This window comes from Micromonospora sp. CNZ280 (genome assembly GCF_011759515.1).
Map to the genome: position 1 here is coordinate 1965054 of NZ_JAAOYP010000001.1, position 20635 is coordinate 1985688.

The following is a 20635-nucleotide window of genomic DNA, read 5'->3' on the forward strand; positions in this document are numbered from 1 at the left end:
GCCGCCCGGTGACCACCGCCACCGGATCAGGGGCGGCGCGGCTCGGGGCGGCGGTCGACGATGTGGCCGTGAGCACAATCGGCGGAGATCCCCGGACGGCGCCACCTGCCCGGCCGCACCGTCCCCGTACGGTGGCGGCGGCCAGCGTGCTGCTCGGCCTGGCCGGCGTCGCACAACTGGCCGTGCTCCCGCTGACCTACTGGCACCAGGAGTTCTACTCCGCCGTCGAGAAGTCGTTCGATCCCACCAGCGGGGTGGCGTTCGCGGCGTTCGGTGTCGTCGGGCAGCTCGCGGCCGACCTGGTCACCGCCCTCCTCGCGGTGGCTTTCCTGGTGCTGGCCGGTTTCACCGCCGTCGGCGTGAACGCTGCCCGGATCGCCTCCTGGGCCTGCGGGCCGTTTCTCGTCTGCTGCGCCGCCGTCGGGATCCTCCGAACGCCCCGGCCGCTCTCCTTGATGTACTCGCCGGACGACCTGGACCGGATCGGCGAGCTGGCGCGGGAGCGGATGCCCGACTGGCTGGAACCGCTGCTGGTGGTGTTGAGCGCCGGCGCACCGCTCGCGCTGCTGGTCGCGCTGCTCCTGCTCGCCCTCCCGCCGGCGAACGCCTTCTTCCGGCGGCCCGTTGCGGGCGGACCGGGCTGGCACGTGCGGGCGGGCGAGTGGGTTCCGGGGCCGCCCGCCCGAGACTGACGCCCGCCCGGGCTCCGTCCGGCGCTCAGAGCAGGGTGACGCCGAGCAGCAGCGCCCCGGCGACGAGGCAGACCCCGCCGGCCACGGTCAGCCAGATCAGCTTGTTGGGCCGGGTGTCCTGTGGCCGGACCACCGAGAGGAAGAAGCCGAGCGGCATCAGGATCGGCGCCGCGACCAGCAGCGACCGGATCAGCGTGCGGGTGCCGTCGGACGCGTCGGCCTGGTCGACGTAGGGCAGCACGGCGAGGGCGAAGAGCACCAGCACCCCGGCGTGGGCGTGGCCGGCGGTCCAGAGCCCCCGGCGGACCGGGTTGTCCAGGTAGCCGGCCTTGCGCCGGGCCAGGTGGGTGAGCAGGGTCAGGCCGCCGTACGCGACCGCGACCACGGTGATCAGCAGGATGCCGGCGGTGGTGCGGGTTGCCTCGGACATGGGGACACCTCCGTCTTGTCGTTGTCAAGATTGACCGGCCACCGCAATCTTGTCAACAACTAGATTCGTTCTCGGGCAGAGCCGCGGCCCGCCGGAACGTTGCACGGGATCGATACCGTGCGGGTCGTGGCGACGGGGACCCTGCTCTTCCTCATCATCGGCGGCATCGGCGTCGGGGTGCTGGCGCTCGCCCTGCTCGGCACCGAACTGCTCCCCTTCGGTCAACCCGATCTGGACGGCCCGGTGTCGGTCGAGGCGATCGCCGGGTTCACCGGGGCGTTCGGCTTCGGCGCCGCGATCGTCAACGAGCTGGTCGGCGGGGGCACCCCCGGCGCGATCGCGGCGGCGGTGGTCGGCGGAGTCCTCGCGGCCGTGCCCACCGCGTGGGTGGCGGCCCGGCTCGGCCGGGCGGCCCGCGACATGCCGACCGACCCGACCCCCAACCGCCACCACCTGGTCGGCGCGCTCGGACTGGTGGTCACCCCGGTGCCCGTCGACGGCTACGGCGAGGTCCGGGTCCGTGTGGCCGGCCAACCGGTCAAGCTCAACGCCCGGGCCGACCGCCCGATCCCGGTCGGCGCCCAGATCTTCGTCGTCGAGGCGCTGAGCGAGACCAGCGTGCACGTCGAGACCTACTGAACCCCCTCATCGAGAAACCGGACGGTCACATGCCCCTACTCATCGCCATCGGCGGCGCGGTCCTCCTCGTCCTCGTCCTCATCCTCTTCGTGCTCTCCCGGATCAAGGTCGCCGGGCCGAACGAGGCCTTCATCGTCACCGGTCGCAAGGGCCGCACCACCCAGACCGCCGACGGCGGCCGGTCGACCGACATGTCCGGGCAGAAGGTCGTGCTCGGCGCCTCGGTCTTCGTCCTGCCGGTGGTACAGAAGCTCCAGTCGCTCGACCTGTCCAGCCGGCGGATCGACGTCGGCATCAAGGGCGCGGTGAGCAAGCAGGGCATCCGCACCGAACTGCACGGGGTCGCGATCGTCAAGGTCGGCGGCACCGAGGACGCCATCCGCGCGGCCGCCCAGCGCTTCCTGCACCAGCAGGACGAGATCGAGGACTTCACCCGGGAGGTGCTGGCCGGCGCACTGCGCTCGATCGTCGGCCGGCTCACCGTCGAGGAGGTCATCCGGGACCGGGCGGCGTTCGCCAGCGCGGTTGCCGAGGAGGCCGAGCACTCGATGACCAACCAGGGTCTGGTGCTGGACACCTTCCAGCTCCAGGACATCCTGGCCGAGGGCTCCTACCTGCAGGACCTGGGCCGGCCGGAGGCGGCCCGGGTGCTCAAGGACGCGGCCATCGCGGAGGCCCGGGCGCGGCAGCAGGCGGAGCAGGAGCGGCTGCTCGCCGAGGAGGCGATCGCCGAGGCCAACCGGAACCTGGCGCTCAAGCAGGCCGCCATCCAGGCGGAGATCGACGCGGCCAAGGCGAAGTCAGCAGCCGCCGGGCCGCTCGCCCAGGCCGAGCGGGACCAGGCGATCCTCTCCGAGCAGCAGAAGGTGGCCGAGCGCAACGCCGAGCTGAAGCAGCGCCAACTGGACACCGAGGTGCGCAAGCCGGCGGACGCCGCCCGGTACAAGGTCGAGCAGGAGGCCGAGGCGGCCCGCAACGCCGCGGTGCTGAACGCCGACGCGCAGCGGCAGGCGGTCATCGCCGCCGCCCAGGCCGCCGCCGAGCAGGCCCGGCTCACCGGTGAGGGCGAGCGGGCCCGGCGGGCCGCGCTGGCCGAGGCGAACGCGATCGAGGGCGCCAAGGAGGGTGAGGCCGAGCAGCGCCGGCGCTCGGCGATCGCCGAGGCGGTCGAGCGGGAGGGCCAGGCCGAGGCCGCGGCCATCCTGGCCAAGGGGCAGGCCGAGGCGGACGCGATGGCGCGCAAGGCCGAGGCATTCGCCGCGTACGGCGAGGCGGCCGTGCTGGACCTGCTGGTCAAGGTGCTGCCGGAGGTGGTCGGGGCGGCCAGCGCCCCGATCGGCGCGATCGACAAGATGACCGTCATCTCCACCGACGGGGCGTCCTCGCTGACGAAGTCGGTGGCCGGCAACGTGGCGCAGGGGCTCCAGCTCGGCAGCGACCTGACCGGCATCGACCTGGCCGGTCTGCTGGCGAAGCTCGGCTCGGCGTCGTCGGCCGGCAACGGCAAGCCGGCGGTGGACGGCACCGCGGTCGAGGCGAAGTAGCGCCGACCGTACGGCGAAGGGCGCCGCTCCCCACCGGGGGCGGCGCCCTTCGCGTCGGTTCAGTCGCGCAGGCCCTCGTCGCGGGCCCAGCGCAGCAGCTCGGCCTCGGCCGTCTCCCGGTCCAGCGGGCCACGCTCCAGGCGCAGGTCCTTCAGGTGCTTCCAGGCCCGCCCGACCACCGGCCCCGGCGGTACGCCGAGCAGCTCCATGATCGCGTTGCCGTCCAGATCGGGGCGGACGCGGGCCAGGTCCTCCTCGGCGGCGATCCGGGCGATCCGCTCCTCCAGCGCGTCGTAGTCGGCGGCGAGCTGGGCCGCCTTGCGCCGGTTACGCGTGGTGCAGTCCGACCGGGTCAGCTTGTGCAGCCGCGGCAGCAGGTCCCCGGCGTCGGCGACGTACCGGCGCACCGCCGAGTCGGTCCACTCGCCCCGGCCGTAGCCGTAGAACCGCAGGTGCAGCGCGACCAGCGCGGTCACCTGGGCGGTGACGTCCTTCGGGTAGCGCAGCGCCTTCATCCGCGCCTTGGTGAGCCGGGCGCCGACCACCTCGTGGTGGTGGAAGCTGACCCGGCCGTCCGGGCCGACCGCCTTGGTCGCCGGCTTGCCGACGTCGTGCATCAGGGCGGCCATCCGCAGCACGAAATCGCAGCCGTCCTCCTCGTACGAGACCGCGTTGCTCACCACGGTGAGGGTGTGCTCGTAGACGTCCTTGTGCTGGGCGTGCTCGTCGATCTCCAGCTTCAGCCCGGTCAGCTCGGGCAGGAACCGGTCGGCCAACCCGGTGTCCACCAGCAGCCGGAGCCCGGTGATCGGGTCGGCGCCGCAGAGCAGCTTGGTGAACTCGTCGCGGATCCGCTCGGCGGTGATCCGGTCCAGGTCGGCGGCCATCCGGGTCATCGCCGCGTGCACGTCGGGGTGCACCGCGAAACGCAGCTGGGCGGCGAACCGGGCGGCCCGGAGCATCCGCAGCGGGTCGTCCCGGAACGACTCCTCGGGCGACGCCGGGGTGCGGACCACCTTGGCCGCGAGGTCGGCCAGGCCGCCGTGCGGGTCGGTGAACCGGTGCTCGGGCAGACTGACTGCCATCGCGTTGATGGTGAAGTCCCGCCGCTTCAGGTCCTCGGTCAGGTCCGTGCCGTAGGTGACCACCGGATTCCGGGTGACCTGGTCGTACGCCTCGGCGCGGAAGGTGGTGATCTCCAGCCGCAGCCCGTCGCGCTGTGCGCCGATGGTGCCGAACTCGCGGCCGGTCTCCCAGATCGACTCGGCCCAGCCCCGGACGATGCGCACCGTCTGGTCGGGCAGCGCGTCGGTGCAGAAGTCGAGGTCCTCGCCGAGCCGGCCGAGCAGGGCGTCGCGGACCGAACCGCCCACCAGGTGCAACTCGTGACCGGCCTTTGCGAACCGGCGGCCGAGCTCGTCGGCGACCGGGGAGACCCGGAGCAGTTCGGCGACGGCGTTGCGCTGCGCGGCGGTGAGTTCGCGGCGGTCGGCGGCACGGGGAGCGGAGGCTTCGGACATGGGATCGCCAGCCTATCGGTCCCGGTGCGGATGTCCTCCGCCGGGCGGGTAGCAGGTGCGCGTTGACTATCGTCATGCTCGTGCGGGCCGGTGCCGGCTCCGAATACCCCTTGGAGGCGAGAAGATGAGCGGCGGGCTCTACCGCAGCGCGAACGCCACGGGTGACGGCGGCGCGCGGCCTCCGGCGGACGGCGCCACCTTCATCTCGGCGGAGCCGCTCAACCAGCCGGCGATGGAGTCGACCGCCCCGCCGCCGGAGCAGGTGGCCGAGGGCAGCGCAGCCACCAACAGCGCGGTGATGGCGATCGGCAGCCTGGTCAGCCGGGGTACCGGCTTCCTGCGCACGCTCGCGCTGACCGCCGCGCTGGGTGGCGCGCTGGTCGGTGACGCGTACACCACCGCGCAGATCCTGCCCGGGATGGTGTACGAGTTCCTGCTCGGCGGCATCCTCACCAGCGTGCTGATCCCGGTGCTGGTGCGCCGGCGCAAGGCCGACGCCGACGGCGGTCAGGCGTACGCCCAGCGGCTGCTCACCCTCGCGGTGGTCACCCTGGCCGCGGCCGCGCTGCTGGCGACGCTCTCAGCAACGTGGTTGACCATGCTGTACACCAGCGACAACCGGGGCGACGAGTACCGGGAGCTGGTCACCTACCTGTCGTACCTGATGCTGCCGATGATCTTCTTCACCGGCCTCAGCGCGCTGATCAGCGCGGTACTCAACACCCGGGGGCACTTCGCCGCCCCGATGTGGGCGCCGATCCTGAACAACATCGTGGTGATCGCCACCGCCGGCCTCTACATCGCGATCTTCGGCGCCGAGATCATCCGGCCGGAGCAGATGACCACCGGGCGGATCCTGCTGATCGGCGGCGGCACGCTGCTCGGCGTGGCGATCCAGGCCGCCGGCCTGCTGCCGGCGCTGCGCAAGGTGGGCTTCCGGTGGCGGTTCCGGTTCGACTTCCGGGCCCTGGGGCTGGCCGAGCTGGGCCGCCTCGGCGCCTGGATGTTCTGCTACGTCGCGGTCAGCCAGATCGGCCTGATCGTGCTGTTCAACCTGCTGAACCGGGCAGGTGACGGGGACGCCGGCGCACTGATCTACAACAACGTCTTCCTGCTGCTGATGATGGCGCACGGCATCATCGCCGTCTCGATCATCACCGCGCTGATGCCCCGGATGAGCGCGGCCGCCGCCGACGGTCGGTACGCCGACCTCGCCGCCGACCTGTCCCGGGGCACCCGCACCGTCTCGGCGGTGCTCGCCCCGATCGCCGTCTGCTACGCGGTGCTGGCCACGCCGCTGTCGGTGACGCTGTTCCGCTACGGCGCGTTCAGCGACGACAACGCCGCCGACACCTCGCTGGTGTTGCTGGTCGCCGCGCTGGCGCTGGTGCCGTTCGCGATCAGCCAGCTGTTCACCTTCGCCTTCTACGCGCTCCCCGACACCCGGACCCCGGCGCTGATCAACATTCCGGTGGTGGCGCTGCGGATCGGCGTCCAGATCATCCTCTTCGCCGCCTTCGCCGCCCACTTCGCCGCCGCCGGGATGATGATCGGCAACGCGGTCTCCTACCTGGCCGCGGCGATCGCCTCCGCCTGGCTGCTGCGGCCCCGGGTCGGCCGGATCGGGCTCGGCGCGATCATGCGCACGCTGGCCCGGGTCGCGGTCGCCGCGCTCGGCGCGGCCCTGGTCGGCCTGCTGGTGGTCGCCCTGCTACCCGGCGACGACACGCCGAGCCGCGCGCAGGCGCTGATCCAACTGGTGATCGGGGGCGCGGTGATCGGCGGTACCTACCTCGGCCTGGCCATGGCGCTGCGGATCGGTGAGATCACCGAGGTGGTCGGGATGGTCCGGCGGCGGCTGGGCCGCTGATCGCCATCCGCCCCCACCCGTCGGTACCGTGCGTGACGGTGGATCACCAGCCTGGGGATGCGCCTGTGGATAACTCCGCGATTCCCCGCTCAGTCACCGGGTCGGGCTGTGGATAACCAGCCGGACGGCTGAGTATGGTGCCCCGATCGTGGGGGAACCCGCGACGTCGACGCGGCCGCGACACCGGTCCGGCCCCTGCGTCGAGCCCTTGCGGTCTGCCTCTAGATTGGCTAGTACATGTGCCAGCAACGTGGTTGACAACGGTCGTAACCGGACGAGCTCGTCGACTCCCGAAACCTCCGCCGGGGTGCGCCGGGAAGATGACATGTCGGGGAGACGGCCCAGCCGGGTAAGGTCGCTCTCGACGGGTACGGCAGGCACCGGCGCTCGCGTCGACCCCGGTCGGCCGGCCCCAGAAAGACAGAGCGGGAAGCCACATGCCCAGCAGCGCGGGTCCATCGATCGACACGATCACCGAGGGAGGACGGGTGACCCAGGTCGGCGAGGGTCAGGACGCGGACGAGAGCGCTCCTCCGGTCATGACCTTCGGTGCTCCCACGGCCGGTGAGATCCTCGCCGAGCGGTACGAACTGGTCGAGCACATCAACAACGACAGCGCGGGTCGGCTGGTCTGGCGCGGGGTCGACGTCGTCCTGCGCCGTCCCGTCGCGGTCGTGCTGCGCTACCCGGGTGGCGACTCCGCCACCGAGATGCTCCAGGCCGCCGTCGCGGCGAGCCGGGTCATCCACCCCAACCTGGTCGGTGTCTACGACGCGATCGACGAGGGCGAACGGGCGTACGTGGTGCGCGAGTGGGTCGACGGTCGGTCGCTGCGCGAACTGGTCGCCGACGGCCCGCTCGACGCTGCCCGGGCGACCACCATCGGCAACGCCGTCGCCAGCGCGCTCGCCGCCGTGCACGCCACCGACATGGTGCACGGCAACGTCCACCCCGGCACGGTGATGATCAGCGACGACGGCCGGGTGGTGCTGGCCGACGCGCGTACCGACGGCGACGACAGCCAGGAGAGCGACATCCGGGCGGTCGGCGGCATCCTCTACTTCGCGCTGACCGGGCACTGGCCGCACACCGAGGCCCCGCTGCGCGGCGCCACCGCCGGCCACGGGCGGGCCGCCATTCCCGATGCCGTCCGGGACGCCACCGGCGCGCTCGCCGCTCCCCGGCAGGTCCGGGCCGGCGTGCCGGCGTACCTCGACGACCTGACCATGGACCTGCTCGACGCCGAGGTCGCGCCGCCGTCCTCGGACGTGCTGGCGGCGGAACTTGCCCGCCTCGACGTGCCCGCCGACGACCAGTACCTGGACAACAGCGGCCCGCTGCGCTTCACCGCGGACACCGGGGACGAGCCGTCGCCGCTGGCCGCCGCCGGTGGCCGCAAGGTGGCCATCGGCATCGCCGGCCTGCTCGCCGTCGCCCTGGTCGGCCTGCTGATCGGCATCAGCGCGCTGGGCGGCGACGACAAGGACCCGCAGACCAACCCGGTCGCCCAGCCCACCTCCAGCGCCCCCGCCGACGATGCCAGCCTGGCTCCCGCGGTGGGCCCGATCAAGATCAGCAAGGCCCAGATCATCGACCCGGACGGCGACCGGACCGAGGTCGACGGCGCCGACAAGGTGTTCGACGGTGACGAGGACGAGGGCTGGGAGACGCAGACGTACCGGCGGGCCGCCAACTTCGGCAACCTGAAGAAGGGCATGGGCGTCTGGATCGACCTCGGCTCCGAACGCAGCGTGAAGTCGGTGCAGGTGCTGCTCTCCGCCCAGGGCGCCTCCGCCCAGCTCTTCCACGGCACCACCGAGCACCCGTCGACCAAGGCCGGTGACGCCCAGCTCGTCGCCGACTACCAGAAGACGCCGGTCGGCCGGGCGTTCGAGGAGCACGACGGCACCACCATGACCTTCACCGGCTTCAACGCCGAGCAGAAGTACCGCTACCTGCTCTTCTGGATCACCCAGCTGCCGGACAGCGACGGCGGCTACAAGGTCGGCGTGCAGGAGATCAAGGTCCAGGGTTCGTGAGCCGCTCGTCGCACCCCGGGCATCGCCTCCGCCGGACGCGATGATGACCGGGCACGGCGAGCGGTCGGACGGTTCGGCGGGCACTCCGGGTGGCCCGCCGCTCGCGTCGTCACCGGCCGAGGCCACCGACCTGGACCTGCTGCACGCCCACGTGGCCGGTGACCGGGACGCCTTCGCCGAGCTGTTCCGCCGGCACCGTGACCGGCTCTGGGCGGTGGCCCTGCGTACCCTCGGCGACCGGGAGGAGGCCGCGGACGCCCTCCAGGACGCGCTGCTCTCGGCACACCGCGCCGCGGCCCGCTTCCGCGGCGACTCCGCCGTCACCACCTGGCTGCACCGGATCGTGGTGAACGCCTGCCTGGACCGGATCCGGCGCCGACAGGCTCACCCGACCGTGCCGCTGCCGGACGGGATGCGCGACCGGGAGTCCGGGTCCGCCACCGGCGGTGTCGAGCCAGCCGCGCCGGCGCCGGACCACGACACCGCGCTGGTCGTCCGCGACGCCCTCGCCGCGCTGCCGGTCGAGCAGCGGGCGGCCCTGGTCCTGGTCGACGTGCAGGGCTACCCGGTTGCCGAGGTCGCCCGGATGCTCGGGGTGGCCGAGGGGACGGTGAAGAGCCGGTGCGCCCGGGGCCGGGCGCGGCTGGCCACGATGCTCGGTCACCTCCGGCCGCGGCCCGCCACCCAACCGACCGGCGGGCCGGAGCCGGACGTGCCGGGTGTCACCCTCGGGAACCCCCGGGCTCCCGAGGGCGTCGGATCGGGGTCGGGACGGTCCCGGCGGAATGCCAACCAGGAGGACGCGTGAGCGCCGGGGGCTTCAGCGAGGTCGACCACGACCTGCTCGCCGACTACGTCGGCGGGGCGCTGGACGGCACCCCCGAGGAGGCCAGCGTCGCCCGGCTGGTCGCCGAGGACCCCGCCTGGTCCGAGGCGTACGCGCTGCTGGCCGCAGCGGTGACCGGTGTCCGCGCCGACCTGGCCGGCTGGGGCGAGTCTCCCGAGCCGATGCCGCTGGCGGTGACCGACCGGATCCTGGCCGCCCTCGCCGCACAACCCGCCGACGAACCGGCCGGATCGGCGCCGGGGCGTACCGACGAGAACCTCGCCGACCGCGCCGCGCCCGTCCCCTCGCGAGGCGGTCCGGTGCCCACGGGGCCGGACCCGGCCGGCCGGGTCGGACCGGTGCTGCCGGCGCAACCCGGGGGCGGCTCCGGGCGGCGACCCGCCGGCGTACCTCGATCGGAACCGGGGGGTGGCGCGGCGACCGGTCCGGGCCGCCGGCGGCGCCGGTTCAGCCGGCTCGCCGGTCCGGTCGCGGTGGCCGCGGTGTCGATCGCCGCGGTCGGGCTGGGCCTGAACCAGCTGGCCGACGGCGGGGCGGAGGACGGGGCGGCCGGAACGGCGCTGAGCGACAGCGCCGGGGGCCGGGCCACCCCGGAGGTGGCCGGTCCGGCGGCGGCCGGCGCCACCACCGCGCCGCTGCGCAGCGGGACGGACTACACCCCGCAGACGCTCGGCGGCGCCCTGTCGACGATGAAGGCCCTGCCGTTCGGCAACGGCGCCCCGGCCGGCGTGGACGCGGAGGGCGGGCGGATGGCCGCCCCGGGCAACCTCGACCGGCTCGGCGACCAGGCCGCGCTGGCCGCCTGCCTCGGCGACATCGGCGCCGAGCACGGGTCCGGGCCGCTGGTGGTCGAGGTGGTCGACTACGCCCGGTTCCTGGGACAGCCGGCGCTGGTGGTGCGCTTCACCGACGGTTCCGGTGCCCGGTGGGCCTGGGTGAGCGGACCCGAATGCGGTGTCCCCGGATCCGGCGCGGACACCCGGTACCGCACGCGGGTAGGGTGAAATCGCGGCCACCGGGCGTTTGACCGTCCACGTGACCTGACCCACCGGATGACCGGCTCGGGAATCCCCGGTTCGTACGATGACGTTCTGGAAGTCAGCTGCCGGCACCCCCGAGGCGTCGGCACTCGGATCGCATCGGTGCGCGTGCCGATGGCGAACACACACAATCGGGAGACGGCAGTGGACGAGGTCCGCAACCTGATCATCATCGGCTCCGGGCCGGCCGGCTACACGGCGGCGGTCTACGCCGCACGCGCCAACCTCAAGCCGCTGGTCATCGAGGGCGTGCAGTCCGGCGGCGCGCTGATGACCACCACCGAGGTGGAGAACTTCCCCGGCTTCGCCGACGGCATCCTCGGTCCCGAACTCATGGACAACATGCGCAAGCAGGCCGAGCGGTTCGGCGCCGAGTTCCTCACCGACGACGTCACCCGGGTCGAGCTGGTGGACACCGGCGACATCGGCTCCGGGGCGACCAGCACGGTCTGGGTCGGCGAGACGGCCTACCGCGCCCGCGCGGTCATCCTCGCAACCGGCTCCGCCTGGCGTCCACTGGGCGTGCCGGGTGAGCAGGAGTACCTGGGCCATGGTGTCTCCTCCTGCGCCACCTGCGACGGCTTCTTCTTCCGCAACCAGAACATCGTGGTGGTGGGCGGTGGCGACTCGGCGATGGAGGAGGCCAGCTTCCTGACCCGGTTCGCCGACTCGGTGACCATCATCCACCGCCGGGACTCGTTCCGGGCCAGCAAGATCATGGCCGACCGGGCGATGAGCAACGAGAAGATCAAGGTCGAGTGGAACACCGTGGTCGAGGAGATCCTCGGCGCCGACGGCAAGGTCTCCGGCGTACGGCTGCGCAACGTGCACACCGGTGAGACGAAGGTGCTCGACGTCACCGGCGTCTTCGTGGCGATCGGCCACGACCCGCGCAGCGAGCTCTTCCGGGGGCAGGTGGAACTCGACGCCGAGGGGTACGTCAAGGTACAGGCCCCCAGCACCCGGACCAGCGTGCCCGGTGTCTTCGCCGCCGGTGACCTGGTCGACCACACCTACCGGCAGGCGATCACCGCCGCCGGCACGGGCTGTGCGGCCGCCTTGGACGCCGAGCGTTTCATCGCCACGCTGCAGGGCTGAACAACCAGAAACACATCCCGGAGGAGGGTCATAGATGGGTGCAACCAAGTCGGTCACCGACGCGAGCTTCGCGGCCGACGTGCTGAAGTCCGACAAGCCGGTGCTGGTGGACTTCTGGGCCGAGTGGTGCGGGCCGTGCCGCAAGGTCTCGCCGCTGCTGGAGGAGATCGCCGGCGAGATGGGTGACCAGGTCACCATCGTCAAGCTCAACATCGACGAGAACCCGGAGACCGCCCGGACCTACCGGGTGATGTCGGTGCCGACCCTCACGGTGTTCAAGAACGGCGAGCCGGTGCAGTCGATCGCCGGGGCCAAGCCGAAGGGCGAACTGGTCAAGCTGATCGAATCCGCGCTCTGAGCAGGATAAACACCACTTTTCCGACCCCGTGCCCGGCACCAGCCGGGCACGGGGTTCGTCTTTTCCGGACGGCCGCACCTCGGCCGCGGAGAACGCATAGCCTCAAGCCGGGGCCCGGTGGCCGGCGCCCCGGCAACCCGTCAACGAGGCGAGCACCTCCGTCGCCAGTCACGGTCCTGCGACCGCGGGCCCGGCCAGCCAGCATCCGCGCAGAGGGGGTCGTGCGTGCGTCCGATCCGACCCGGAGACCGTGGACCCGCGGTGACGGAGATCCGTACGGTGCTCTCCGGCCTCGACCTGCTCAGCCCGTCACCCGGCCCGGGCGACGAGTTCGACCCCCAGACCGAACGGGCCGTGCGGGCCTTCCAGCAGTCCCGTGGGCTGAGCGTGGACGGTCGGGTGGGTGCGGAGACCTGGCGGGCCCTGGACGCCGCCCGCTGGCGGCTCGGCGCCCGCACCCTCTACCACGCGGTGCCCGAGCCGCTCACCGGTGAGGACGTCCGGTCGCTCCAGGAGCGGCTGCTGGAGATGGGGTACGACGTGGGGCGCGCGGACGCCATCTACGGCATCCGGACCGCCCGGGCGGTCGCCCAGTTCCAGCGTGAGGTCGGGCTGACCCCCGACGGCTCCTGCGGCCCGCACACCATGAACGCGCTGCGCCGGCTGGGCCGCAAGGTGGTCGGCGGCCGGCCCCAGTGGCTGCGCGAGTCGGACGCCATCCGGCAGTCCGGGCCGACGCTGGTCGGCAAGACGGTGGTGATCGACCCGGGACATGGTGGCACAGACCCGGGCGTGGTGGTGCTGGACGGGCCGCTGCGCTGGACCGAGGCGGACCTGGTGCACGACCTGGCCAGCCGGCTGGAGGGGCGGCTCGCCGCGTCCGGGGTCCGGGTGCAGCTGACCCGTGGCCCGTCGCCGCGTACCTGCCTGCCCGACGTCGACCGGGCCCAACTGGCCAATTCGCTCGGCGCCGACGTGTTCATCTCGCTGCACACCGACGGGCACGCCAACCCGGCCGCCGAGGGGGTGGCCACGTACCACTACGGCACCAACAACGGGGTGACCTCGGCGACCGGGGAACGGCTGGCCGGGCTGGTGCAGCGGGAGATCGTGGCCCGCACCGGGCTGCGGGACTGCCGTACCCACGCCAAGGCGTGGGACCTGCTGCGGCTGACCCGGATGCCGGCGGTCCGGGTCGAGGTCGGCTACCTCACCTCGCCGGCCGACCGGGCCCGGCTGGTGGATCCCCGGTTCCGGGACCGGGTGGTCGAGGCCATCGTGGCCGCGGTGCAGCGGATGTACTTCCCGATCGAGCGGGACGTGCCGACCGGCTCGATCGACGTGAGCGAGCTGCGGGCGGTGGTGGCCGCCGGCACGGTGGTTGACTGACCCGGGTGCGGGTCCCGGCGCGGGGTCGGCTCGCCGGGTCCTGCCGTCGGCCCCGGTTCGGCGGGAGTGGTGTTCAGCCGGCGATCGAGGAGCGGGTGGCCGGGGCCGGTCGGACCGGCCGCAGCAGGGTCTCCGGGCTCATCGAGCCGAGCAGCTTCTCCAGCGCGTACTCGACGTCGGACTTCCAGCTCAGCGCGGTACGCAGCTCCAGGCGGAGCCGCGGGAAGCGCGGATGCGGGCGAACGGTCTTGAAGCCCACTGAAAGGAAGAAATCGGCAGGAGCCAGGCAACCACCGGCCGGGTCGTCGGCGTCACCGAACTTGGCGTCGCCGAACGCCTCGATCGCCTTGATGCCGCGCTTGGTGAGATCCCGCGCCACGCCCTGCACCAGCATCCGGCCCAGTCCGCCGCCGGCGAAGGCGGGGACCACGTTGGCCGTCATCAGCAGCGCGGCGTCGGGCGAGACCGGGGAGGTGGGGAACGCCATCGAGCGGGGCACGTAGGCGGGCGGGGCGTACATGACGAAGCCGGCCGGCATGCCGTCGACGTAGACCAGCTTGCCGCAGGAACCCCACTCCAGCAGCGTCTGCGAGACCCAGGCCTCCTTCTCCAGACCCGGGTCGCCGGCCACGCAGGCCCGGTCCGCGGAGACCGGATCGAGCTCCCAGAAGACGCACTGCCGGCAGGGGCGGGGCAGGTCCTCCAGCGTGTCCAGGGTCAGACTGACCAGACGTCGCGACATTGGCGCACCCCACACTCAGGCTCGGTGGTGAACCGGCACGGAACGACCCCGCCGCCTTCCTGCCCCCGACCAGCGATCGTACGCCGCGAACGGACGTCAGGGGAGAGGACCCGCGAAACCCCCACCTCCGGGGGACGCCCACCCGGTCCGGCATGTGGAAGCCCGCCCCCGGGGCGGCGCCATCCGGGCGCGAGCCGACTACGATCGACAGTCGGCGTCCCCTGTCGCCCATGGTCGCCGGTGTCCGGGGTACCCGGGACGGAAGCCACCCGAGCAGCCATCGAGGTGATGTCATGACCGGCACGACACTCGACGACTACACCGACCGGTACGCCCGTCGGGTCCGGGGCATGACCGCCTCCGAGATCCGCGCGCTCTTCGCGGTGGCCAGCCGGCCGGAGGTGGTCTCGCTCGCCGGTGGCGCCCCCTACATCGCGGCACTGCCACTGGACGCGGTCGGCGAGATGCTCGGCCGGCTCGGCGCCGAGCACGGCACCACCACCCTCCAGTACGGCATCGGGCAGGGCACCCTGGAGCTGCGCGAGCGGATCTGCGAGGTGATGGCGCTCTCCGGCATCGACGCGGCCTGCGGCGCCTCCCCGGAGGACGTGGTGGTCACCGTCGGCGGTCAGCAGGCGCTCGACCTGGTGGCCCGGCTCTTCCTCGACCCGGGTGACGTGGTGCTCGCCGAGGGGCCGACCTACGTCGGCGCGCTCGGGGTGTTCCAGGCCGCCCAGGCCCAGGTCGTGCACGTGCCGATGGACGACGACGGGCTGATTCCGGAGGCGCTCGAGGCGGCCATCGCCGAGCAGGCACGCGCCGGCCGCCGGGTGAAGTTCCTCTACACCATCCCGACCTACCAGAACCCGACCGGCGTCACGCTGACCGAGGAGCGGCGGGAGCGGGTGCTCGACATCTGCGAGCGCGCCGGCCTACTCGTGGTCGAGGACGACCCGTACGGCCAGTTGGGGTTCGAGGGCGAGGCGCCGGCGCCGCTGCGCGCGCGTCGGCGGGACGGCGTCTTCTACCTGAGCACGTTCTCCAAGACCTTCGCGCCCGGGTTGCGGGTGGGCTGGATCCTCGCGCCGCACGCGGTCCGCGACAAACTGGTGATCGCCAGCGAGGCGCAGATCCTCTGCCCCAGCGGCTACGCCCAGGCGGCCGTCACCACGTACCTGTCGACCATGCCCTGGCAGGAGCAGCTCAAGGTCTACCGGGAGGTCTACCGGGAGCGGCGGGACGCGATGCTCACCGCGCTGGAGGACCTGATGCCGGAGGGCACCACCTGGACCAACCCGGGTGGCGGCCTGTTCGTCTGGGCCACCCTGCCCGACGGCCTGGACTCCAAGGCGATGATGCCGCGGGCCATCGCCGCCCGGGTGGCGTACGTGCCGGGCACCGGCTTCTACGCCGACGGCACCGGCGGCGGCAACATGCGGCTCAACTTCTCCTTCCCGTCCCCGGAGCGGATCCGGGAGGGCGTGCGCCGGCTGGCCGGCGTGATGGAGCAGGACATCGCGATGCGGAAGGTCTTCGGCACGGTGAGCCGGTCCGGCGTGCGGCGCGGGCAGGCCGGCTCGGACACGCCGGGACCCGACTTGGCATGATTCCGGCATGAGCGCCACCCCTGCCGAACATCCCGTCGTGCCCTCCGTCACCGCCGACCTGCACGTGCTGGTGCTCGCCGGCGGTCTCTCCTACGAGCGGGACGTCTCGCTGCGCTCCGGCCGGCGGGTGCTCGACGCGCTGCGCGCCGTCGGCGTGGACGCCGAACTGCGCGACGCCGACGTGGCCCTGCTGCCGGCGCTGGCCGCCGACCCGCCGGACGCCGTGGTGATCGCCCTGCACGGCGCCACCGGCGAGGACGGGTCACTGCGCGGGGTGCTCGACCTCTGCGGCGTCCCGTACGTCGGCTGCGACGCCCGCGCCTCCCGGCTCGCCTGGGACAAGCCCTCGGCGAAGGCGGTGCTCCGCGAGGCCGGCATCCCCACCCCGGACTGGGTCGCGCTGCCGCACGACCGGTTCTCCGAACTAGGCGCGGTGGCGGTGCTGGACCGGATCGTGGATCGGCTGGGCCTGCCGCTCATGGTGAAGCCCGCGCAGGGCGGCTCCGGCCTGGGCGCCGCGGTGGTCCGGGACGCCACGGCCCTCCCGGCCGCGATGGTCGGCTGCTTCGCGTACGACTCCACCGCGCTGGTCGAGCGGTACGTGCCCGGCATGGACGTGGCGGTCTCCGTGGTCGACCTGGGTGACGGCCCGCACGCCCTGCCGGCCGTGGAGATCGTGCCGCGCAACGGGGTCTACGACTACGCCGCCCGGTACACGGCCGGCCGTACCACCTGGCACACGCCCGCCCGGCTCGACCCGGCAGTGGCCGACACGGTCGCCGAGGTGGCGCTCGCCGCGCACGCCGCACTGGGCCTGCGCGACCTGAGCCGGGTCGACCTGATCGTGGACGCGGACGGCCAGCCGCACGTGCTGGAGGTCAACGTCTCCCCGGGGATGACGGAGACCTCCCTGCTGCCGCTCGCCGTACAGGCCGCCGGGCTGGACTTCGGCCGGGTGCTCGGCTCCCTGGTGACCCGGGCCGCGGCCCGCGCCTGAGCGAGCCTGCCCGGGCCGCTCCGGGTCGTCGCGACGTCCCGTGGCGTGATCAGTACGGCCGAGGGCTGTCGCTCGGGCGGTCTCTGCCCGTGCGGACGCCCGAGGACACTGCTCCGACTGTTCCGTCGGGCTAGCTGTCCGTCGAGTGGCTCTTGGCGGTGCCGATGCCCGACGGTGCCGTGGCCCCGAGGGTCTCGGCGGGCGGGGCGCCTTCGTCGTCGTTGGCAGGCGCCCCGGGGGTAACGCCCTGCCGGGCTCCGGTGTGCTCGTCGGCTGCCGCGGCATCGGTGGTCACGGCTTCCGGAGCCGGGTCGGCGTCGTTGCCGGTTGCGGGTTCCGGGATCTCCGCCGCCGCTTCGATCACCGAAGCGGGCTCCTCGTCCGAACGCTCGGCGGTCGCCGGCGGGATGTCGGTGAGGCTGGAGGGCGCCTGCCACTGGATGCGCGGAGGCTCGGCCAGCGGGCGGCCCCCGAACTCGGCGAGCCAGGCGGCCACCAGGGCGAGGTTCTCCCGCCACTGGGCTTCGGAGATCGGCGGCAGGATCGAGTCCCAGAGCGGCAGGAAGGTGCCGCGCAACTGGAGCCGGCCGTGCGGGCGGGCCAGGAACCACATGTGCAGGTGAGCGGAGCCGTCGCCCCACCGGTTGACGTGCACCCGGGCGACGCCGTCCAGCGACCGGATCGCGCGCTCCAGCCGTACGGTCATCACGCCGAGTTCGGCGGCGAGCAGGTTGGGCAGGTCGCCGAGATCGAGGTGCGAGCGGGATTCGAGGATCAGCACCATCGGAAGCCCGGTGGGGCGGTCCAGGGCGCGTACCCGCCACCGCTCACCCACCCAGATGTACGCCTCGTCGGGGGCGCCGCAGGCCGTGCATTCCCGGAGTCCCTCGCCCTTGCGGGGCGGTTCGACCGGGACCGGATCGTCGAGTTGCTTGACCCTGAGGTCGCCTTCGAAGGGGAAGGACGGCCACTGGGTGAAGTCCGGAACTGAGGGAGGGGTGTCCTGCACGACGCTGACCCTAACCGAGTCCGGCACCGCTGTCCCTACCTGAATCAGCGGCCGTTTCCGGGCGGTCGCTCGGCCCGATGTCTACCGGTCGGTACGGCTGCCGACGGCCCAAGCACCGGTTGTCCACAGGTCGCCGAAGCGCCGAACGCAGGCCGTCATCCACAGGCACACCCCTTGTTCCACACGGGGTTTCACGTGAAACGGGGCTGCCTGTGGAAAACCGGTGTGGATAACTTTTGCGTGTCCGCAGGGGTGGTCCGGCGGCGGCGGGACGTCGGTCAAGGCGCCACAGAGCCGAAGGCTGGGTGCCCGTCCAAGCGCTGTCGAGCTGGCCGCACAGACGGGGCACCGGCCGTGCCGACCGCCGTCGCGCCTCCACGCCGGGCAGCGACATCCCACCCGAATCGCCGGGCTTCCCCGGCCGGGGCCGGCATCGCAGCGCCGGTATGCACCGGGCACCGGGCTCGGATATCAGTGCGGACCGCACAACCGGCGCTGTCTCCGTCGAGTGCCCGCTCGTTTCACGTGAAACCAGCGAGCTCCTCGGCCCACGACGGATCGTGCGAGTCGCCCACGGCCGGAAACCGAGGGTCTCTGCCGGTCACGACAATCCGCAGCTACCACGTGAGTCGGCACGGTTCGTCTGCCGCCATCTCCTCGTACCAGCGGTGCCCCCTGCCCGGCGGACGCTCGACTGCGGACACACCGACGCCGGCTGTCGCGTTCAAGGACGGCCCGGGCCATCTCTGCCAGTTAGGCGGCGGCGACCAGCACCGGCCCTCCGAGGGCTGCGGTGCCGGTGGCGTGGCGCGCGGCTCCTCGCCGGGCTGGCGTTCTCCGCCACCGCGCATGGGCCGGCCGTTGGAGGGTGCCTCGGCTTCGGTCCGGGCGCGTAACCCGACCGCCGATGTCAACACGTCGCGCTGCCCCACCGGCCGGCTCGGTGGGCGTCCCACTCTGGTTCACCGGCGTTGCCCGGGCTGGCCGGAGCGAGGCCGGCGACCATGGCGGCCGGGTCGGGCAGGGCAGCCGGTGGCGCGGCCAGCGACCGGCGGCCGTCCTGGGTTGGCGGGCGGCCCGATCCGGACCACCCTCCGCCGGCTCGGACGTTGTTGCTCAGGCGCGCCCGACCCCTTTGTTTCACGTGAAACAGTCGGCGGCCGACGGGCACAGCAAATCGCAGCAGGCGTAGGAGCTGGGGGTGCGGCGACTCGAGCCAGTTCCGGCTTCGAGCCGGCGGCCCGGCGTCGCCCGGTCCCTTTACGCTCCGACCGAGGACCGCCTCGACGTCCAACACCTTCGACAGGCTATTGAGAGACGCGGCGAGGCGGCGGGGCGCAGGTCGGGCCAGAGGCGGGCGGGCAGCGCGCTCAAGACGTTCTGCGCCCGAGCGGTCCAGCCGCCCCCGCTCGGGGCCCAGGTCGGCCAGGTGGCACGCGGGCGCGTCCAACTGAAGCCCGGCCTGGGCGGCGGTGGAGGTGCGGCGGCTCGGCAGAGGTCGAGACGCGGAAGGTCGTACAGCGGAGCGGCCGACGCCCGGCACCGCCACTGGACGATGGCCGCCGAGCGGTCGACCAACCACGACCGAATGCCCGCTGTCGTCCTGGGGGTGCCAGGATCGCGATCATGGCCGGCACACCTCACCCCGCCGCGCCGCACCCGGAAACGGCCGATCGCCCGACCCGCCGACTCGAACCACTGAGCCGAGGGCAGCATCCGCACGGGAGCACGAGCACGAAAACGGCCGCGGCACCGTAGGGGTGTGCTCGCGGCCGTTCGGCGTACCTGGGTCAGGCTTCGGGCTCCTCCCGCTCGACCCCGATGATGCCGACGATCCGCTCCAGGTCGTCGACCGTCGCGAACTCAATCGTGATCTTGCCCTTGCTCCGGCCGATGTCGACCTTCACCCGGGTGTCGAAGCGGTCCGAGAGGCGATCGGCCAGATCGGTGAGCCCCGGGGCGTGTGGCTTGGGTCGCCGCCGGGCGGACTCCTTCTTGGTCGGCCCGTCGCTCAGGGCCAGCGCCACGATCTCCTCGGTCGCCCGTACGGAGAGACCCTCGGCGACGATTCGGAGGGCCAACTGCTCCTGCGCTTCCGCGTCTTCAAGGCTCAGCAGCGCCCGCGCGTGCCCGGCGGAAAGTACGCCGGCCGCCACCCGCCGCTGCACCTGCGGGGGCAGGTTGAGCAACCGGATGGTGTTGGAGATCTGCGGCCGGCTCCGGCCGATCCGGCGGGCCAGCTCCTCGTGGGTGGCACCGAACTCCTCGAGCAGCTGCTGGTACGCGGCCGCCTCTTCGAGCGGGTTCAGGTTGGCCCGGTGGATGTTCTCCAGCAGCGCGTCCCGGAGCATCGCGTCGTCGCGGGTGTCCCGGACGATCGCCGGGATGCTGTCCCGGCCCACCGCCTGCGCGGCGCGCCACCGCCGCTCGCCCATCACCAGCTCGTACTTCTCGTCGTCGAGCTGGCGTACCACGATCGGCTGGAGGAAGCCGACCTCGCGGATGGAGGTCTTCAGCTCCTCCAGCGCTTCCTCGTCGAAGACCTGCCGGGGCTGCTTCGGGTTCGGCACGATGGCGTCGACCGGAATCTCGGCGAACCGCGCGCCGGGCACCGGGCTGAGGGTCGACGGCACCGGCGTGGGTGCGTCGACCGCTGCCGGCGCACCGGCCGGTACGGCCGCGGCGGCAACGGTGCTGTCGGGGGCGCCCGCCACGGCACCGGCAGACGCCGGTCCGGTGGGGATCAGTGCCCCCAGGCCTCGACCCAGCCCGCCCCGAGGACGGTTCTTCATGCCACGCCTCCCAGCGCCTCGT

The 20635-nt window shown here is 72.9% G+C and carries 17 protein-coding genes; 12 read left to right on the plus strand and 5 right to left on the minus strand.

Annotated features, from left to right (window positions below; genetic code table 11):
* Positions 1-68: 68 nt before the first annotated feature.
* A complete protein-coding gene (locus FHX32_RS09350; RefSeq protein ID WP_167180344.1) occupies positions 69-692 on the plus strand; it encodes a hypothetical protein in 624 nt (207 codons plus the stop codon).
* Between the two features lie 25 nt (positions 693-717).
* On the opposite strand, the gene FHX32_RS09355 is transcribed toward FHX32_RS09350, so the two are convergent.
* Positions 718-1122, minus strand: a complete 405-nt coding sequence (locus FHX32_RS09355; RefSeq protein WP_088996676.1) for a hypothetical protein — start codon at positions 1120-1122, stop codon at positions 718-720.
* Positions 1123-1239: 117 nt separating this feature from the next.
* Here FHX32_RS09355 and FHX32_RS09360 point away from each other — a divergent pair, with 117 nt between their 5' ends.
* Entirely contained in the window at positions 1240-1761 is a 522-nt protein-coding gene (locus FHX32_RS09360) for a hypothetical protein (protein WP_486480978.1), read from the plus strand.
* A 29-nt stretch (positions 1762-1790) separates the two neighbouring features.
* The gene (locus FHX32_RS09365; protein WP_167180346.1) at positions 1791-3305 is read left to right on the plus strand and encodes a flotillin family protein; all 1515 of its coding nucleotides are present in this window, start codon (positions 1791-1793) and stop codon (positions 3303-3305) included.
* Positions 3306-3364: 59 nt separating this feature from the next.
* Here the strand turns inward: FHX32_RS09365 and FHX32_RS09370 are convergent, their stop codons facing one another.
* A complete protein-coding gene (locus tag FHX32_RS09370; protein ID WP_167180347.1) occupies positions 3365-4825 on the minus strand; it encodes a CCA tRNA nucleotidyltransferase in 1461 nt (486 codons plus the stop codon).
* Positions 4826-4949: 124 nt separating this feature from the next.
* Between FHX32_RS09370 and murJ the strand changes: the two genes are divergently transcribed.
* The 7 genes from murJ to FHX32_RS09405 all read left to right on the plus strand — a co-directional run bounded on the left by murJ (position 4950) and on the right by FHX32_RS09405 (position 13466).
* On the plus strand, positions 4950-6695 hold the full coding sequence (gene murJ / locus FHX32_RS09375) for a murein biosynthesis integral membrane protein MurJ (RefSeq protein WP_167180348.1): 1746 nt from the start codon (positions 4950-4952) through the stop codon (positions 6693-6695).
* A 437-nt stretch (positions 6696-7132) separates the two neighbouring features.
* The gene (locus FHX32_RS09380) at positions 7133-8734 is read left to right on the plus strand and encodes a protein kinase family protein (RefSeq protein ID WP_167180349.1); all 1602 of its coding nucleotides are present in this window, start codon (positions 7133-7135) and stop codon (positions 8732-8734) included.
* Positions 8735-8777: 43 nt separating this feature from the next.
* Entirely contained in the window at positions 8778-9542 is a 765-nt protein-coding gene (gene sigM, locus FHX32_RS09385) for an RNA polymerase sigma factor SigM (protein WP_486480979.1), read from the plus strand.
* Positions 9539-10585, plus strand: coding sequence for a hypothetical protein (locus tag FHX32_RS09390; protein WP_167180351.1), 1047 nt, complete (start codon positions 9539-9541; stop codon positions 10583-10585). The genes sigM and FHX32_RS09390 overlap by 4 nt, the downstream gene beginning before the upstream one ends.
* 180 nt (positions 10586-10765) lie before the next feature.
* Entirely contained in the window at positions 10766-11719 is a 954-nt protein-coding gene (gene trxB, locus FHX32_RS09395) for a thioredoxin-disulfide reductase (RefSeq protein ID WP_167182485.1), read from the plus strand.
* 34 nt (positions 11720-11753) lie between these two features.
* Positions 11754-12077, plus strand: a complete 324-nt coding sequence (gene trxA / locus FHX32_RS09400) for a thioredoxin (RefSeq protein ID WP_088996685.1) — start codon at positions 11754-11756, stop codon at positions 12075-12077.
* Between the two features lie 225 nt (positions 12078-12302).
* Complete coding sequence (locus FHX32_RS09405; protein WP_167180352.1) at positions 12303-13466, plus strand: N-acetylmuramoyl-L-alanine amidase; 1164 nt, start codon at positions 12303-12305, stop codon at positions 13464-13466.
* Positions 13467-13539: 73 nt separating this feature from the next.
* Here the strand turns inward: FHX32_RS09405 and FHX32_RS09410 are convergent, their stop codons facing one another.
* Complete coding sequence (locus tag FHX32_RS09410) at positions 13540-14208, minus strand: GNAT family N-acetyltransferase (RefSeq protein ID WP_167180353.1); 669 nt, start codon at positions 14206-14208, stop codon at positions 13540-13542.
* A gap of 293 nt (positions 14209-14501) precedes the next feature.
* Between FHX32_RS09410 and FHX32_RS09415 the strand changes: the two genes are divergently transcribed.
* Both FHX32_RS09415 and FHX32_RS09420 read left to right on the plus strand, forming a co-directional pair.
* The gene (locus FHX32_RS09415) at positions 14502-15815 is read left to right on the plus strand and encodes an aminotransferase-like domain-containing protein (RefSeq protein WP_167180354.1); all 1314 of its coding nucleotides are present in this window, start codon (positions 14502-14504) and stop codon (positions 15813-15815) included.
* Positions 15816-15822: 7 nt separating this feature from the next.
* A complete protein-coding gene (locus FHX32_RS09420; protein WP_167180355.1) occupies positions 15823-16812 on the plus strand; it encodes a D-alanine--D-alanine ligase in 990 nt (329 codons plus the stop codon).
* Between the two features lie 130 nt (positions 16813-16942).
* On the opposite strand, the gene FHX32_RS09425 is transcribed toward FHX32_RS09420, so the two are convergent.
* Positions 16943-17821 carry a hypothetical protein gene (locus tag FHX32_RS09425; protein ID WP_486480980.1) on the minus strand — a complete coding sequence of 293 codons (879 nt, stop codon included), beginning with the start codon at positions 17819-17821 and terminating at the stop codon, positions 16943-16945.
* A 1790-nt stretch (positions 17822-19611) separates the two neighbouring features.
* The gene (locus tag FHX32_RS09430; RefSeq protein WP_167180356.1) at positions 19612-20613 is read right to left on the minus strand and encodes a ParB/RepB/Spo0J family partition protein; all 1002 of its coding nucleotides are present in this window, start codon (positions 20611-20613) and stop codon (positions 19612-19614) included.
* Positions 20614-20635 lie beyond the last annotated feature (22 nt).

Bases quoted from the DNA above. Each gene is read 5' to 3' on its own strand.
- trxA (WP_088996685.1), top strand. From the start codon at position 11,754: ATGGGTGCAACCAAGTCGGTCACCGACGCGAGCTTCGCGGCCGACGTG.
- FHX32_RS09415 (WP_167180354.1), top strand. From the start codon at position 14,502: ATGACCGGCACGACACTCGACGACTACACCGACCGGTACGCCCGTCGG.
- FHX32_RS09420 (WP_167180355.1), top strand. From the start codon at position 15,823: ATGAGCGCCACCCCTGCCGAACATCCCGTCGTGCCCTCCGTCACCGCC.
- sigM (WP_486480979.1), top strand. From the start codon at position 8,778: ATGACCGGGCACGGCGAGCGGTCGGACGGTTCGGCGGGCACTCCGGGT.
- murJ (WP_167180348.1), top strand. From the start codon at position 4,950: ATGAGCGGCGGGCTCTACCGCAGCGCGAACGCCACGGGTGACGGCGGC.
- FHX32_RS09410 (WP_167180353.1), bottom strand. From the start codon at position 14,208: ATGTCGCGACGTCTGGTCAGTCTGACCCTGGACACGCTGGAGGACCTG.
- FHX32_RS09380 (WP_167180349.1), top strand. From the start codon at position 7,133: ATGCCCAGCAGCGCGGGTCCATCGATCGACACGATCACCGAGGGAGGA.
- FHX32_RS09355 (WP_088996676.1), bottom strand. From the start codon at position 1,122: ATGTCCGAGGCAACCCGCACCACCGCCGGCATCCTGCTGATCACCGTG.
- FHX32_RS09370 (WP_167180347.1), bottom strand. From the start codon at position 4,825: ATGTCCGAAGCCTCCGCTCCCCGTGCCGCCGACCGCCGCGAACTCACC.
- FHX32_RS09365 (WP_167180346.1), top strand. From the start codon at position 1,791: ATGCCCCTACTCATCGCCATCGGCGGCGCGGTCCTCCTCGTCCTCGTC.
- FHX32_RS09430 (WP_167180356.1), bottom strand. From the start codon at position 20,613: ATGAAGAACCGTCCTCGGGGCGGGCTGGGTCGAGGCCTGGGGGCACTG.